The organism is Mesotoga sp. (assembly GCF_035363035.1).
Taxonomy (GTDB): Bacteria; Thermotogota; Thermotogae; order Petrotogales; family Kosmotogaceae; genus Mesotoga.
Window position 1 is genome coordinate 1 of the sequence record NZ_DAOSEH010000058.1, and the last position, 15,949, is coordinate 15,949.

Genomic DNA, 15,949 nt, shown 5'->3' on the forward strand with positions numbered 1-15,949 from the left:
TTCGGCTATGGCGAAGACTTCTTGAAGCTTCTAGATAATGATTACAGCTGTACGGAAAACTACAAAAACTACCTCCGGAAAATGATTCGAGAAGTCTGGTCCCTGCAATGGATTGGCGATCAGATACCGGAGACCGTTGAGCATTCTCAGCGCCATAGCAAAAGGCTTATGGAATTCACTGTCAATCTTATAAACACCATTGGTGAAGAGAACTTCCTCAATGGTGTCCCTAAGCGCTTGAAAAATGAGTTTTATTTTGTGCTTGCCATAGCGATGAACGTTCATGACCTGGGTCACACAAAGCTAACCTACAAACTTGGAGACGGTCGCATATTGCCGCTGGACAGTCTTCCCTGCGTAGTAAGAGATCTTCACCATGAGCTCTCATACCAGATGCTGGAAGATGATAATAAATTCAAGCTCTTCGGTGAAGAGAAGGCCCCATGTGATCCTCAAACCTGGAAAGACATCAAAACTGCCGTGAAACTGGTGACCAGATATCACAGAGAATACATGCCCATTTCCGGCAAGCCTGGAAAGCTGAAGGATATTGTGAAGATGCTTTCGCTGGAACCAGAACCTCTCGATAAGGTGGTTGCGGCTAGTTTCGCCGACGAAGACTGGCAGAAATTAACGATAATGGCTTCTAGATGGCTAAAGTTTATTGACGGCACGGATGTTCAGTCAGACAGAACTGTAGAGAAGAACTATTTCAAGACACGCGTCTTGAGAACAATAACCGAGATCGAAGCGCTTGGTGTGGAGCTCGAAAGCAACACGGAGATCTCACCATCTATTAGAAGTGAGGTATCCGATCTTGTGGGTGAAGTGAGCAAGCTGCGAGCATCCTTCGAAGCCTCTGGATACAAGTCAATGAACAGAGATCTCGCAATCTCAATCAGTAAGAAAGCAAGTGAGCTAGAAAAGAATACACTCTACCCAATGATTTGGAAGAGAATCGATGAATGCAAGGGTACGATCACGATGCCAAACTGGCTGAAGCTCCTTTCAAAGATCTCTTTCAAGGCTGTCCAGTTTCCACACTTCGAAAAACACAATATGGTGAACTACGTTTACCCAAGGTTCTTCATTGAAAAGAGCCTATTTGGAAACACCGATGGCACTCTCCGCCTGAGTATCAATATAGAGAGAGAAAGTATATATGACGTGAATTCAGTGATTAAAATCATAGACGGCGTTAAGAAGGACATAGTTAAAGAGTTCGTCCGTTCCGGCCTGAATCAATTCGCAATAAAAACCATAAAAATGGAGGTCACACCATTGACGGAGAAGATACTACTTACCCCTCTCGGCACATCCCCGGGAGTGCTTTACACACTTATCAAAAGGCTGAATCCAGACAGAGTAATAGTCATCACCTCGAAAAAGGGCGAGGAGAAGCTCCCGGAAATATGCGAGAAAGCCGGCTTCGATCATAATAAGATCAAAGCTTATCTCTTCGATGATCCATATACAGGCTTTGAAGAGATCGCCGGCGTCATTAAGAGAATGATCTCGGACTTTCCGGTTGACATCACATCCAGAATTACAGTAAATCTCGCCGGGGGAACATCCTTCCTTCAGTATGTCACAGGTGAATTTTCGGAGGTACTGGAATCGAAAAAACTCGATGTGACAAAGGTTTTCGCAGTGGATAGAAGAGATTTCGCACTTCAGAAAGCCGAACCGTACGTTGTCGGCGAAGTCGTTGAGCTGCCCGGAGAAGACTCATGGGAAAGATAAGAAGAATTATCACAAACGTCGGAGCGACGATCTGGCAGAGAATGGTGAGAGAGCTTGAAAATTCAGTTGGAGAGCTCGCGGGCAACAATATTCTTAATTACATCAGGAAGATGGAAATAGATCAGCAGAAGAAGATATCCCCGGAAATCAACGGGCTGGAGACTTTCGGAATAGACAAAGATGATCTCCTTATATTCATTGCAACGAATACCGAAGTATCTAAAGCATGCATGGAAGGTCTCACCGAGTTCTACAGGTCCCGGGGAATCAGTGTTGTGACCAGAGTGGTCGAAGGTTTGACAGATGATTCGAGTACAGCCTTTAAAAAGGGGATCGCAGATTACGTAGATCTGATTATCAGCCTCTTTGACAAGGGCGAGCAGTGGTATTACGAGAACTTCTTCAATGCCACCTCCGGATACAGATCGCTGATCCCGTACACGACGATCGTTGCGGCCGTCTTCGATTCCAGGGTATTCTATCTCTACGAGAACTCGCCATTCTTGCTCGATCTTCCACCCTTCCCGATCAATTTCGACTTCGGTATAATGGAGCAACATTCAGCTTTCTTCGAAAAAGTTGAGAACGATTGTGTTCCTTCCAGAGAGGCAATAGAAGAGTTTGGATATGAACTTTTCTCCAAAGTTGTCCCGCAAGTGTTGCTTGAAGAAGATGGGCTGGTCTATCTCTCGAACTTTGGAAAAATCCTTTGGGGTAGGTACACTGTCTCGAACCCCGAAATCTACTTCAGCGATTCAGCCCAAAAATTTATAAACAGAGACCCTGTTTATCTCGACTATGTCAGAAAGATGCTCAGGGGAGAGGCCGAAGCCGAACACTATCTTCACGAATATGTTGGAGATGCTCAGTGCTATAAATTTCCGGCGAAAGGGGTCAGGATATTCTACATAAGAGAGGGAGATGGCCCCTTCAGAATAGCGGCCATACTTCCTAACCATGACGAATACGAGAGATATATCAAAACAAAACAACACGAAAGTAGCCTGAGCTACACAAAAACCAGAATAAATCTCTGAAGTCCGGGTAAGGAGAACTGAAGATCTAGAATTATTGAAAGCGGACACGCCAAAGGTTCCTGTGAAACACCTGATGCGGGCAGCCATTTTCCAATCTGGTTATCTGCTCAAAGCCAGTCGCCTCAGGCGGCCAGTTTGCTTTCTAAGAGCGTTTTTTAGTGGTGGGTTGTGCGCTGTTGCGCACAACCTCCATTATATTAAGGACCCCGCTTGCCGCTTCTCAAAATCGCTTCCCCGCCAGTTCGATCATCCCCATTCCCAGGGAGTTTTTCTGGCCCAGTCCGCAGTGGTATAGAAAAGCTATCTCTTCTTTCTTTCCCGTGATTTTGACGGGTACCATCGAGCCGAATACTTCCGTGTCTTCTTTGATCTTTAGCCTTAAGTTGCTTTTTCGGCCGGTTCTCTTCAGGTATTCCCTATCCACCGTCAGTTCTATGTCGCTTTCAATACCGTGGAAGATTTTGAGCTTTTCTTTTGCGTTTCTAGTGAGGTATTCGTCGAAAAGGTCCGGCTCCTGATAGGCCCTCAGGTAGGTGGGGGTGGTGTACTCCTCGCTGCGGGTAGATAATACGATCGGCGAGATACACTTGAACAGCTCTTCGCCGTCGGAGAACTCCTGGGAAGTTGCAAAGGCTCTCTCGATGAGCAGCGAATGATTCAGAACTCTTATCTCTCTGTTTAGCAGCAGGAAGTCCACAAGGTTCTGCATGAACTCCCTGACCGGCGAGGAGATGTACAGGGTGCCTTCATTTTTGGTGAATACGATCAATTCGCCGTTGTCCCCGCCCCTGGTGTAGCCTCCTGGCTCGGGAATTATTCTCGAGAAGCAGAAGAACTTGAAGCTCTTGTTTCCATCGACGAATCCTTTGTCGTGAAGCCACTTCGAATAATCGGGATTCGCCTGCTCTATCATCGAGTAAACCAGTCCCGATAGCTGATAGAAGTGATCGCGTGGAATAGCTTTATTTTTTAAACCGCTGAAGTTAAGCTTGACTCTCAAAGTAAACCTCCATGATATTTTAGATAACCACGTCTTCCGAAAGGACGATGTCCCTTTCATCCATTTCGGCGTTCATAATCGAGGTTTTCAAGACACGTTCGAGTTCTCTGAAGTTGCCCGGATAGTCGTGCGACTCGAGCTTTTCGATAGCCTTGAGACTTATACGCACAACCCCTGCGCTTTGTTCGATATTTTTCTTCTGCAGCAGGTAACTGATCATATACCTGAAGTCTGACATCCTTTCTTTCAGGGCCGGTATCTTTATTTCGTAAGAAAAACGCTGATAAAGATCATTTCTGAAATTACCGCGCTTCGCTTCCAGTTGAAGATCCCTGTTGGTCGCCGCTATGAGCAGAAGGGGGATCTTCACCCCCCGTGGGTCGGAGTATCCGTCTATAATCACGCGCAAATCATCCAGATAAGTCAGAAGCTTCGCCTGGACGCTCGCCCCTATCTCGCCTATCTCGTCGAGGAACACGGCGCTTCCGGCCATCGAAACCATCTTGCCGACCCTGAACTTCGCACCGGTGAAAGCCCCTTCGAAGGTCCCGAACAGTTCATTCTCCAGAAGGTTCTCCGGTGTGTTGACCAGAGAGATTTTGGCGAATCTCTTCGAAAGATCAAATCCCAGTTCGCTTGCTATGTATTCCGCAAGCAGGGTCTTTCCGCATCCGGTAGGACCCGTAAGAAGTATCGTGACCGGCTTTCTGAAAGAGGGTTCCATTTTGGTTGAACACTTTTCTATTTCTTTCAACAGGTCGACGGCTTCTCTTGTGTTCTGTTTTTCGGATGTTTCGAGTTCGCGCAGCTTCTTCAAATTGCTCTCGACTTTCCCGTAAAAATCTTTAAGGCATCCGGAATAAACACTTGTGGCTCTTATCACCTGCCTTGTCTTTACCATGGTCTCGTGGGTTGAAGTGTCTGCAAAAAGTGAGAGATAGTCGTCTTTCTCGTCGTCCACTTTTGAGACCTTCCAGTCTATGCTCTTGGAGAATTCGCTTTCCGGATAATATGACGCCAGCTTGTTTCGGATAACCCTCTTCATCACAGTCTCGAATCTGGCTATCTCCGCGTACTCCTGCTTCTCCCCGTAGAAACGGTCGACGGGGAAGACCCCGAAGGCTCCACACTCTTGCGCGTGTCTCACAACGTCCAGAGTGAGGCCATCCTTGAAGAACATACAGATGTTTTTCTCGTTTTCCATATCCCGGCAATTCGCTTCGTAATAGCCGCTTGAAATCAGAAGTATCCTCACAGTTTCTTTCGATCCTTCACCCTTTTCCGAAACCTCTGCATAACCGGCCTCAACGAATAGCTCTACTTTGTCTCTGAGGTCTGCCTTGTTCTGTATGAGGGACTCGAGAATGTTCTTCAGAGCCCCTGTATCTTCTTCCTTCAGCGATTTGCTTATAATGAAAAGCTCGACTTTTCCAGCCAAAAGAATCACCTCAATCGTTCAAAGAGTCCCATAAACCCTTCGCTTTTCTCCAGAAGATTGTAGAAAGATTCAATGGTTCCGCATTCGTCGGGGAAGCCCTCGGAAAAGATGCGCGAGTTGATTTCGATAGCCCTTTCTATGATGCGTTTAATACCTGCCGATAAATATATGTTCCCATCGGTATTTGAAGCTATCTCTTTTAGCTTTTCTTTCAAATCTTCACCTTTATTCTGATCGCCCAGGGCTATCCTCAACATGATAAAGGCGAGCCCGGGATAATAAGTCTTTCCCGGCCTTCCGGGTAGGGTGAAGCAGTTGAAACGTATGTAATCGCCTTTGTGGCTCTTCAACATGTATTTTAAATGGGTCCGGTTGGTTTCTTCCTTGCGTTTTTTCCCCGCCAGAGTATGGGCGGCGAAACCCTCGTACAGGCTCTCTATCGAAGGTTCTTCGAACCGGTAGAAACCGTTCAGATAGTTCTCCAAGACCGTCGCCACTCTATTTACGTATTCTCCAAAGAACGCCATTCTTTTTTCTTTTTCTTCTGAATAGAATTCGTACGAGAAATTCCTGCGGTATCTTCTGAGACAGTAGAAACGGCTGCCCCTGACTATTTCGATCAAGACCTTCTTTTGAGCTATGTACTGGTCGTCGCCTGGCTCGAAAGTGAAGAGTTCCTCATCCTCGTCGGACGTCATAGAATCGGAAAGGGCCGTCTCTTCGTCGTTCGTCTCCGGCCTTTCAAGAGAATCCTCGTCCACCGGATCGATGGGTTCTTTTTCTTCCGAAGTATCCACCGGATAATCGTTGAGACTCCTTGTAATCCTGGAACGGTCGTCACTTTTGCCTTTTTCTTTTGCTTTTTCCTGTGTTTGAATGGTCTGCTTCGTTTTCATTTTTTCAGTGCTCATTTCTTCACCTCACCCGGTAACAACGCGTATATAGCCTTCGGAGAGCTTTCAGCGATCACCCTGCCTTCGAGAGGTTCTATCCCGCCCCTCCCCCGCTCGAAGGAGAGCGCCGAGAAAAAGCCCCGCTCCAGGCTCGAAAGGTATTCCTTGACTCCAGATTCGTCCCTGAGCGACAGATCTTTCATGCGTCTGAAAAGTATTTCGAAGTATATCGAGCTGACGTCTATACTCTTCAAAAGAGGCGTTCCCTTTTGCCCTTCCTTCGGCTTCACACCCATTATGTCCTCTACGGATCTTTCCGCCAGCCTCTTTATGTATTCCACATAGTCGTCCTCTATTTCGTTCTCTTCCTTTCTCTTGCTCTTTCTGAGGTCAGACGTTGGACGGATCCTTTTGAAGAATTCCGACGACACTCTTTGCATATTGAAGCCGCTCGAGCCGGTCTGGAAATTCTTCATGGAAAGCTGCGTGCCGCGCTCGCCTATCGTATGGCCGGCCAGCACGCCTATATAATCTCCAATCTCATGCTCGCGCATCGTGGATAACTCTAACCCGCAGCATTTGGAGCAAAGGCCGTCAACCGCCCGGCAAGTTACGGGGCTCCTGACGATAAGATCGCTATCCCCGTATTCTTTGACATCATCCCGGGTAACGAGTCTCCAGCCTTCATCTTCCGGCCTTTTCACGTACCTCCCCAGTAAGAAGCGTGAGAAGTCCACTCCGCACCGCGCAAACATTTCGAAATCTGCCCGGTCGATTCTAATACCCTCTTCTGTTTCACAATCGATTTCGCTTATGCGGAGGGGATAAAGAAACTCCACCATCTTACGGGTGAAGTAACCGGCCTGGGCGACGTGAAGCTTTTTGTCCATCAGTCCGGCCCTCGATCGACTCGCGATAGTCCGCTCAGGGTCCAAGTCTCCCGGTCTGACTATGTACTCATCGTTCGACAAACCCTTCGCAAACTTCGGTATCTCCTCAAAATTCTTTTCCTTTCCCCGGCTGCCCGATTCCTTTATTTTCTTGGCGTTACCTGAAAGCGTCGCGAGCTCGGCGAAAGATATGCTCAATGTCGAATCCATCGACGCATCCAGAGTTTCTTTCTGCCACTTCAAGAGTTCGGCGGGCAAATTTTTCGCTTTCCGAACGATATTGAGGACTTCATTTTTGACTTCGGACTTTTTCAAACCCGACCGGACATACTCTCCGTACACGAGGTCCTGATCGATGGAGTACACCAGTTCGCCGTTGCCTACTCTGTACGGAGAGAAGGAAGGGAGCATTCTCTTAAGCTCTTCTCCGGTATACTCGCCCTGATCTATCGGCAAATAAACGGCCATGGTATCTCCATCGAAATCGGCCCCAAACCCCTCACAAAGCATTATAGGCAGGCCGATGGTTCTGTGCTCCCAGAACAAAGGCTTTGCCGCGCTGATACTGTGTTTGTGCAGCGAAGGCTGGCGGTTCAAAAGCACCACGAGCCCCTTCTCTCTGGCCAGATCGGTCGCCCTGGCGGCCGCGGCGGGGCGGTTTGAAGGATCGACATTCAGTTCTTTCAGCTCCTTCAGCCACTCCAGGGCCATTTCCAGGGGCAGATAAACGTGGTCGATATCTATATCCGTGACGGGTGTTATAGTTGCCCTGGCCGAGTAATGAATTCTCCTGCCGAGCATATACTTTCGCAAATAACCGTTCTTCGTGAGCAAGTATTTCTTCTCGAGCTTTTTTTTGGCGGAACCCGGGTTTTTTTCTTTTTTGGAGGGTCGAATTCCACGCAGGAATTTCTTTCTGGCAGCGATTTTTTTCTCTTTCTCGTTGCCCGAACAATTCTCTTTTACATCTATTTCTTTGGGTTTCTGGAAGCGTATGGAACACGGCTCTGCTATCGTTTGGGGATCTACATCTTTATAAGTGTTTACCAGCGCCCTGAATGTCCAGAAATAATCCTCTTTGAAATTCGAGGGATCTTCGGTGTTCGTAATCGAAAGGGCGTTTATCGTGTTTATAGTATTATGATCGAAGAGAGTCCAGAATTCCATCTCTCCGATCCGCTGACCACCGTCTCTGCGCTTGCCTTTCACCGGTTGGCCCGTGATAGGAGAAACCTGAGCTTCGCTGACAACATGAAGCTTATCCCGCACACAATGGTCGAGTCTTACAAAGTACTGGTAACCCACGGTAGCTTTGAAGGATTTTCCGTCCGGAAAACTGAGAAAAAGCTGCGGCTGATTTTCTTTGAGCTTTTCGGCGATATCCAGAGGTTTAAAAGGTTCATCGACATACTCACCTTCCAGCGATTTTTGCGTTTCCAGGAGCTGCCCCAGGTTCATTCTGGTTATGACCCCGAAAGGGCTCAAAATAAGGTCTAGAGGTCTTCTCTGTCCCTTCAGTTCTACGGAAGGCATTTCACTGTCCGGCAGGATCTTCGATATCGTTCCCTTGTTGCCGTGTCGCCCGGTGATTTTATCGCCGACCTCCAGAGGCTTCCTGGTACCGATTTTCACTGTTACTTCGACCATGCCTGTATCGGAGAGATCTTTTTCCTTCATATCCTCCTTTATAATCTTGTGAAACCTTCTCAGTCTTATCTGATCGGTGCTCGCGTTCGACTGGATCACTCCGGGATAGAGAGAGCTATAACACTCGGCGCTGTAAGAGCCTTTTATCTTCGACCAGCCTTTCTCTCTTTTCTGAAATACCTCTCTTTTGAAGAGCCAGTCTCCCTTTCCAACTTCGCTTCCCGACGACCTGAAAGCGTATTCCACTTTTATTCCGGCCTTTTCGCTCTCGATGACGATTTTCGATTTACCCGCTACCTTGACCTTGCTGTCGGGCGTCACGGGAACGAAATCCTGGAAAGTCATGGATCTGACCTCGTCTATCGCCATCTTTTCGGCAAAGCTTTCAGAGCAGACGATACCGTCCTCGAAGTTCAATCCCCAGTACAGCGCATAACCGACGAGGGCGTTGACGCCTATGTTCATGTCGATCTCGTCGTACACGGGAGTGGTTATCAAGGGTTTTTCACTACCGACTACCCTGATCGCCTGCTTGAGGTTCTTCCCGCCCATCGTGACTCTGGTGCCGTCCGAATACATGATGAAAGGAACCATCCTTGTAGAAGGGCTGAATTTGCCTTCCTTACAATCTTTCGACTCGATTATCTCGAGTTTTTCGGCATCGTAGGAGGCACCGCTGGCCATAAACAGTGTCATTCCGATCTGCTCCGACTCGGGTGTTTCGAGAAGATCGAGCTTCCCGATATGCGATGAATGGGGACGCCTCATGGATTCAGGCACACGATCTCCCGGGACAACCACCTTTCTCAGATCGGATATCTTGAGCAAATCGTTGGAGTCTTGTAGTTCAAACAAAACCGGAACTTTTATCCAGATGAATTTGCCGTGACTATCTTCACCCTTCCGATCGCTTATTTTGTTTTCATCGCTTCTCCCTGAAGGCTCCAGCCGGTGGTACTTCACACCGGATTTCTGTCTATTGAATATGCATTCGGCGGCGTCTTTTACTTTTTCTATATCCCCCGATTCCCCGTTTTTGGAAAGATATATCAGTACATCGGCCATTTTCAAAGCCAGAGAGAGAAAATACCCGGGAATAGCCAAATGCTTTTCCAGATCGAGTTCGCTCAGCTTTTCCTCTCTCGACTTTCTCACAAGAACCAGAGGCGAGGAGTATTTATTTTCATCCATGTAATATACTCCCCTCGAATCCGGCTCGAGACATTTGAAGCGAATCTCCTCGTGTCTTCCATTGTATTTGAAAGAAAAGCGGACCAGAGAAGAACGCTCCGGTTCTACCAGCCGTTCAATCACTTCAAGATTCGGACGATACTTATCGAAGAGAGTGGGGTAACGGTCTTTCAGAAAGCTACCGATTCCTTTGAAAATTTCCTCCAGCGAGAAACTAAGAGTATTCATTGCGCAAACCTCCGACTAATCAACTGCTTAATCCGTTCCCGGTAACACAATTATATCTATTTGAAATGAAATATCCTAGAAAGTATAAAAAATATTCCACAGACATTGCGGCATGAATACTCTGCTTCGCACCTTTTTATTTTACAATGGGAAGTAAACTCCAGTCTTCTCAACCTGTTCGTGACGCCGGAGCCGGTTGCACTAACACACGCCCCGCCGAAGAGGGGCTGTTTAGATCAGGCAATAGGAGTGTGTGGTGTGGTTCCCTGTTGAACAATTGTGTCTTTCGGGCTGTCTCAAAGTTGTTGAGATCTTTACCTGGAGAGATCTTATCGGGTAACCCGGATAAAGTGAAGCGTGTATAATTGTTATGGAATGTGAAAGACGTACGGAGGTGAAGTTCTATGAGTTTTGCCCTGAAACGGGGTGGAAGACCTAAAATAAACCGGATAAGGAACAATTTCATAAGGGCTTCAGTCCTGCTGGCAGTGGTTACGCCGGTCTCCATATACGGGATTTTCGGTTTCATGAACGCGAGCAAAAGGCTCGAAGGCTTCGGTTGGTTGCTTCCACTGCTGATCGTGATATGGGCTCTGGTCGGCGCCATCTGGCTTTACTCGTTCTACATGTACAGAAAGGCTCTCCAGAATGCGAGAAGCTACTATACAGGCCTCAGATCGAGGCGCCTGAAAGCTTCGGGTTCCTCCTTCGACCGGTCGATTATCGTTCCGATAAAGATGAAATCAAGCTGACCTTCTGTTGTTCATGAACCATTCGTAGAGCTCAGGGTTCGAATACGTCTCTGTCCAGGCGTCGTGTCCTGCTTCGGGATATATCTTCAGCTGGACGTTGCCGCCGGCCGATTTCAGCTCCCGCACAAGCACTCTGCTCTCCTCCACCGGGACGATGTTGTCCTTTTCGCCGTGAAAGACCCAGACCGGGATGTGCTTTATCTCAATCACCCGTTCGGGGAAGCCCAGTATGCCCAACCCCCCGCCGCAAATCGGTGCGATCGCCGCGAAGGTCTCCGGGTATTCGACCGCCATGTGCCATGTGCCGAATCCACCCATCGAAAGGCCGGTGAGATAGAGCCTGGACTCGTCGATTCTGTATTGTTCGACAATAGTGTCTATCAGGTACTTCAGGTCTTCGAGCCTGTTCAACCACCAGTCGTTCTCCGGGCATTGCGGCGATACCGTCACGAATGGAAAGTCCTCCATCTCGTTCACGACTCTGGGAATGCCGTGCTTTTTCACCAGCGATAGATCGTTTCCCCTCTCGCCGGCTCCGTGGAGAAACAGTATGAGCGGCCAGTCGTCCTCTATCTGATCGTATTGCAAAGGTAGCGATAGATAGTATTCCAGCGATCTCTTCAAGTTGAAAACCACTCTCGAAGGATGAAGCTCCATTCTTCCACCTCCTCTCGGTCTTAATTTAGAGGATAACACAATACTCCCGGCGAGCCGATAAAATCATATACTCTCGCAAAGTCATGCGCCGCTTTCCTTTTTCAAAAAGGCTCGTTCATGAAGACATCGCATTTTTGTATGTCCTCGCCGTTGTAATCCTTCAGGATTCTTGCCATCTTCAGTTCCACCATTCTCCTCAACGACTCTCTTCCGCCGATAACGGTCGAAATCGCCCCGATCCCGATCTCCAGCTGCGCCTCTTCTTCGGGGATTTTTGTCAGGTTCAGCACCCCGTCCCGTATCTCCAGCATGATGCCGCCGACGTTCCACGGACACTGCGCGTCTTCGATCTTGAGCGCGATTTTGACGTCCGGGCTGTCGAGCATCAAGCCGTCGAGTTTCATGATATCAACTATTCTTATCATCGATCCCTCTCTCAACTGGCATTCGTCGGGTTTGTCGTAAAGATACGGCCAGATCTCGCAATTCATGGGCCCGAAGAGATGGATCTTGTTGACCTGATGGGAGAGGCTCTTTATATACGAGAACATGGCCTGTCTTACCTTCTCGTCTTTGCTCACAAAGGTAAGGATGGAATGAAAGTAACTGCCTTCTTTCCGGTCCAGGTTGATCGAGTAGTCCATCAGCCCAACGACTTCGCTTTGTCTGGTGAACCTGACCACTCTCTTGGCGACCTGGGAGGACCATACTGGCGATAGCCTGTCACGCCAGTCGGTTTGGTTCCTCAAGACGTAATTATAACTGGAGGAGGCGTAGCGCCGGTAAAACTCTATCGATTCTTCATCGGGGAAGGCCACATCCCGGGCGTCGATGTCGCCGGAATCGAAATCCCTTATGCTTGAGGGCGAGAATTTGATCAGCTGCCACCTGTCGAAGACCTCCCAGCCGTACTTCCTGTAGAAGTCCCTCTGGAAGGGATAAAGAACCGATACGGGATAACCGAGATCTCTCATGGACTCCAGAGTGGCCGACAGAAGCAGCCTGACGCCGCCCTTGCCCCTGTAGTCCTGCCTCGAGCAGACGAGTGCGATTCCGCCCATCGTAACTGCGCTTTCCCTCAACCTCATTCTGTAAGGATATACGACACATCCGGCCACCAGGGTCTCCCCGTCGTAGGTTCCATAAAGCAAGCGGCCCCCCTCGACCAGCTGCTCAAAGAGTTCTTCCAGTTCGTCGCGGTCTCTCTTCTCGAAGGAAAAGGCCAGAGCCGATACCTCGATCATTTCCCTGTAATCGGATATTTCTTTGAAAATCACTTTATCTCCCCCTATTCTCGATTTGTTGCATATGTGTCACGACGAACATTGTATCATGAAGACCGAAGCGCAAGAAAACTACCCGGAAGAGCGGAAAGAACTGTCGAGCGTTGTTGGTTAAGGACCACGAGATGAGGAGAGAGAGACTGACTGACGCGAAAAATGGGACAGACATGAAGAGATTTGTCAGTCCCGGTTTTTCGCGCGATGACAGTCTTACAATCTTCTCGTCATGAAGACTGTGATTCTGTATGGTATCCTGCTTTTACCTACAACGCACAACCAACAACCGTTCTTAGAGGGAGGCGGCGAACTTGGTAGAACGTTTAACTGAAGGAAATTTGAAGGATTTTCTTTCCTACTGCCAAAAGTACGGAGGAGAACACGATGATTCGTATCTCCCCGGAGATGATTTCGCGATCGACGATGATCATCCTTCCTATTTGCTCTACGATGAAGATCGGAGAGTTTGCGGCGCCTCTTCGCTCATGCTGGAAGAGCGCTACAGGAGAGCCAGGAAGGGAAGGTTCATGATATTTCACTCCACTCAATCGGGACTGGATGGTTACAGGGGTTTGCTCGAAGCCATCCTTGCCGAAGCTACGGAAGCGGTTAGGAGCGTCTATCTCTTCGTTCCGCCCGGGCCGGAAATCCAGCGTGTGCTCGAGAGGCTGGGCTTCGAGATCGAACGCTATTCATTTGTCATGCAGAGAAAAATGACGGATTTTGAAATCCCCGTTCAAGAAGGCATTAGCTTCGTGGCCTTTAACGAGAGAGAACACAGAGAACTCTACTGCCGTATAGTCAACAGCGCTTTCAAGAAGATCGCCGGCCATATCGATATAAGACCTGAGTGGGTCTCGGCGATGATCGAAAAGTACAACATTCCGGCGGAGGGTATTCAGTTGCTTTACTTTGAAGGCACTCCCGCGGGTCTCTTTTTCAGTGAAATAACCGAAGACGGAATGCTAGAGATAGGGCCGATAGCCGTGCTGCCTGAGTACCAGGGTAGGGGATTGGGTAGAACGCTGTTGCGCAGGGCCGTTCAACTGTCGCAGCGATTAGGTCTGGACAGCGTGCTCTCCGTGAACGCCGAAAACGAGAAGGCCCTTTCTCTGTACCTCAAGGAGGGGTTCACGAAGGTCGACACCAGGATCTGCTACGGGCTGAATCTGAATCCATGATTCTATCAGATCGGCAGGCTCAGTATTTGCCGGGCAGGATTCTCTCGAGTGCCCTCGGATCGAGTATCTTCACTTTCCTTCCCTCGAGGGATATTATTCCCTCTCTCTGAAGATCCGACAAGGCGCGGGAAATGACTTCCCTGACGGTTCCAAGACCGCCGGCGATTTCGCTCCTGGTTTTGTCGAGAGCGAAGGTTTCCGAATTTTCGCGGGTGGATTTATCGATCAGGTACATGGCCACTCTCTGTCTTACCTTTCTGAGAGAAAGTATTTCGATGAGGTCGGAAAGGTTGTCGATCTTTTCGGAAAGGCTGCCCAGAAAGCTCAGGAGGAACCGCTCGTTCTTGAAGGCCTTCAGCAGGACCCTGAGCGGGATCTCGAGGACTTCCGAAGGTCTTTCGGCGACCACGTTCGTTCGGTACGGGCCTCTCGAAAAGACGAAGCCCTCGCCGAGGAGATCGCCCTCCCCGAGGAACTTTATGATCTGTTCGTTTCCCGATGGAAGAAGCTTCGACACTTTTAAACCGCCCGAGAGTACCACTGTGAGACAATCGCAGAGATCGTCGGTGGTATAGAGGAGCTCGCCCCTTTCTACGGAGACCGTCCTCGAAGCCTTCAAAAGAGTGTCGAGCTCATCTCCGCTCAGTGAAGCGAAGAAAGGGCTCTCGCCGGGTTTCATTTCACGCTCTCGATCCGTTTTCTTTCTATCAGACCCAGCATGTGGCCTTCTGGGTCTCTGAAAAAGGCGAGAATCGCGTTACCCGACTCGAACGGACCCAGTAGAATCTCGGCCCCGCGCCTGGCAACTCTCTCGAGAACTATCTTTATATCTTCGACTTCTATATACAGGGCCCTGTGGGGCGGGAGAAGCCCTTTGCCGGTGAAGATTCCGCCGTCTATGCCTCCGGCGCTTCCGCTCTTGAATGAATAGAACCCGGTATCGTCCACAGAGCTCTCCCATTCGAAGACATCCCGGTAAAACTCCGCCAGGGCCGGCCCGTCTTTTGCGTTGATTTCCCAGTAAACTATGGGGCTATTTCTCTTCGCCACGGTCCTATCCCTCCTGCGCATCCGATACGTTCCTTGTCATGTTCATGCTGGTGACTTCGTAACCCATTTTCCTGTAAAGCGAAACCGCCGCCGCGTTGTGGGCGAACACATGGAGCGAGATGCTGGCTATTCTCTTTTCTTTCGCGTACTCTTCCAGGGCGGCGAGGGCGGCACGGCCGTACCCCATTTTTCTGAACTCTTCGAATATTATAAGATCGTATATGAAGGCTTTCTTCGGACCTTCTCCGGGGGCGATATTGAGCCAGATATATCCCGCCCTTTCGCCGGTCCCTTCATCCAATATGCTGAAAAAAACGTGATCCTGTGTGTCGATTCCCCGCGGCAGGAGAGTGTTTATCTGGTTCATCGATTTCTCCAGAGCCTCTTCTCTGGTCCATCTGCCGGATCGAATGTTATCTTTTGCATAATTGGCCGTGAGTTTTTCAAGGTACGCATCGAAATCCGCCGGCGACATGTTTTCCAGTTTAACCATAAGACCTCCCAAAAGACTCATGCCAGTCTCTCGAAGATTTCCTTCTCCACTATTTCCCTGGTCCTGTTCGATTCTATCTTTTTATCGCGCGTACAGGTTTTACTCATCGCGTCTAGACGCGATAGAAGATCTCTGAAGATCTCGAGCGCGGTTCTTTTGATCCCCGTCGATTCGAGGTTCGATAGGCGAACCGCGGTATCGGCGAGGAAGCTCTTGTCGATGGAAAGATTGTCGAGAATGAAATCCCGCATCGTACCGATAGCCGCCTCCGTGATCTTCACCGGGCAGGCGTTCCCTATGAATTCGTTGAGCAGAGAGGCATCGAAAAAACCTTCGAAAAAGCCCCTGAAAGCACGCGAGTTTTCGTATATCTTCTGAAGCCTTTCGAATGCGAGGCTGCACTGCCCGTTTCTCACGTAACCTTTTATAGATTTCTCGATGGCCTTTCTCAACTCCTCCATGATCTCTC

14 protein-coding genes are annotated in these 15,949 nt (G+C 49.0%); 4 read left to right on the forward strand and 10 right to left on the reverse strand.

The genetic code is table 11. From position 1 onward, the window contains the following. Together PKX57_RS08755 and PKX57_RS08760 are read left to right on the forward strand one after the other, a co-directional pair. The coding region (locus PKX57_RS08755) for an HD domain-containing protein (RefSeq protein WP_472416839.1) at positions 1-1,743 on the forward strand (1,743 nt) is incomplete at its 5' end. Next, entirely contained in the window at positions 1,731-2,780 is a 1,050-nt protein-coding gene (locus PKX57_RS08760; protein WP_213921289.1) for a CRISPR-associated protein, read from the forward strand. The genes PKX57_RS08755 and PKX57_RS08760, both read left to right, overlap by 13 nt. A gap of 220 nt (positions 2,781-3,000) precedes the next feature. Here the strand turns inward: PKX57_RS08760 and cas6 are convergent, their stop codons facing one another. The 4 genes from cas6 to PKX57_RS08780 are packed head-to-tail and all read right to left on the reverse strand — an operon-like array spanning position 3,001 to position 10,067. Next, positions 3,001-3,780, reverse strand: coding sequence for a CRISPR-associated endoribonuclease Cas6 (gene cas6 / locus PKX57_RS08765; RefSeq protein ID WP_472416841.1), 780 nt, complete (start codon positions 3,778-3,780; stop codon positions 3,001-3,003). Positions 3,781-3,799: 19 nt separating this feature from the next. Next, positions 3,800-5,218 (reverse strand): sigma 54-interacting transcriptional regulator, encoded by a 1,419-nt coding sequence (locus PKX57_RS08770; RefSeq protein WP_472416843.1) that lies wholly within the window; start codon positions 5,216-5,218, stop codon positions 3,800-3,802. Positions 5,219-5,223: 5 nt separating this feature from the next. Further along, positions 5,224-6,129 carry a hypothetical protein gene (locus PKX57_RS08775; protein WP_472416844.1) on the reverse strand — a complete coding sequence of 302 codons (906 nt, stop codon included), beginning with the start codon at positions 6,127-6,129 and terminating at the stop codon, positions 5,224-5,226. Further along, positions 6,126-10,067, reverse strand: a complete 3,942-nt coding sequence (locus PKX57_RS08780) for a DNA-directed RNA polymerase subunit beta (protein ID WP_472416846.1) — start codon at positions 10,065-10,067, stop codon at positions 6,126-6,128. Before PKX57_RS08780 ends, PKX57_RS08775 begins: the two co-directional genes overlap by 4 nt. Positions 10,068-10,471: 404 nt before the next feature. Here PKX57_RS08780 and PKX57_RS08785 point away from each other — a divergent pair, with 404 nt between their 5' ends. After that, complete coding sequence (locus PKX57_RS08785; RefSeq protein ID WP_213919788.1) at positions 10,472-10,819, forward strand: hypothetical protein; 348 nt, start codon at positions 10,472-10,474, stop codon at positions 10,817-10,819. On the opposite strand, the gene PKX57_RS08790 is transcribed toward PKX57_RS08785, so the two are convergent. Continuing rightward, a complete protein-coding gene (locus tag PKX57_RS08790) occupies positions 10,811-11,476 on the reverse strand; it encodes a prolyl oligopeptidase family serine peptidase (RefSeq protein ID WP_213919789.1) in 666 nt (221 codons plus the stop codon). The two genes, PKX57_RS08785 and PKX57_RS08790, sit on opposite strands and share 9 nt — an antisense overlap. A 101-nt stretch (positions 11,477-11,577) precedes the next feature. Next, positions 11,578-12,753 (reverse strand): GNAT family N-acetyltransferase, encoded by a 1,176-nt coding sequence (locus PKX57_RS08795; protein WP_472414911.1) that lies wholly within the window; start codon positions 12,751-12,753, stop codon positions 11,578-11,580. 314 nt (positions 12,754-13,067) lie between these two features. Here PKX57_RS08795 and PKX57_RS08800 point away from each other — a divergent pair, with 314 nt between their 5' ends. Next, positions 13,068-13,937 (forward strand): GNAT family N-acetyltransferase, encoded by an 870-nt coding sequence (locus PKX57_RS08800; RefSeq protein WP_214075699.1) that lies wholly within the window; start codon positions 13,068-13,070, stop codon positions 13,935-13,937. A 19-nt stretch (positions 13,938-13,956) separates the two neighbouring features. Here the strand turns inward: PKX57_RS08800 and PKX57_RS08805 are convergent, their stop codons facing one another. The 4 genes from PKX57_RS08805 to PKX57_RS08820 all read right to left on the reverse strand — a co-directional run. After that, a complete protein-coding gene (locus tag PKX57_RS08805) occupies positions 13,957-14,616 on the reverse strand; it encodes a cyclic nucleotide-binding domain-containing protein (RefSeq protein ID WP_213919792.1) in 660 nt (219 codons plus the stop codon). Continuing rightward, entirely contained in the window at positions 14,613-14,987 is a 375-nt protein-coding gene (locus PKX57_RS08810) for a VOC family protein (protein WP_213919793.1), read from the reverse strand. The genes PKX57_RS08805 and PKX57_RS08810 overlap by 4 nt, the downstream gene beginning before the upstream one ends. Positions 14,988-14,991: 4 nt before the next feature. Further along, the gene (locus PKX57_RS08815) at positions 14,992-15,480 is read right to left on the reverse strand and encodes a GNAT family N-acetyltransferase (protein WP_472414913.1); all 489 of its coding nucleotides are present in this window, start codon (positions 15,478-15,480) and stop codon (positions 14,992-14,994) included. A 17-nt stretch (positions 15,481-15,497) separates the two neighbouring features. Then, on the reverse strand, positions 15,498-15,949 hold a 452-nt coding region (locus PKX57_RS08820; protein ID WP_472416848.1), incomplete at its 5' end, for a hypothetical protein.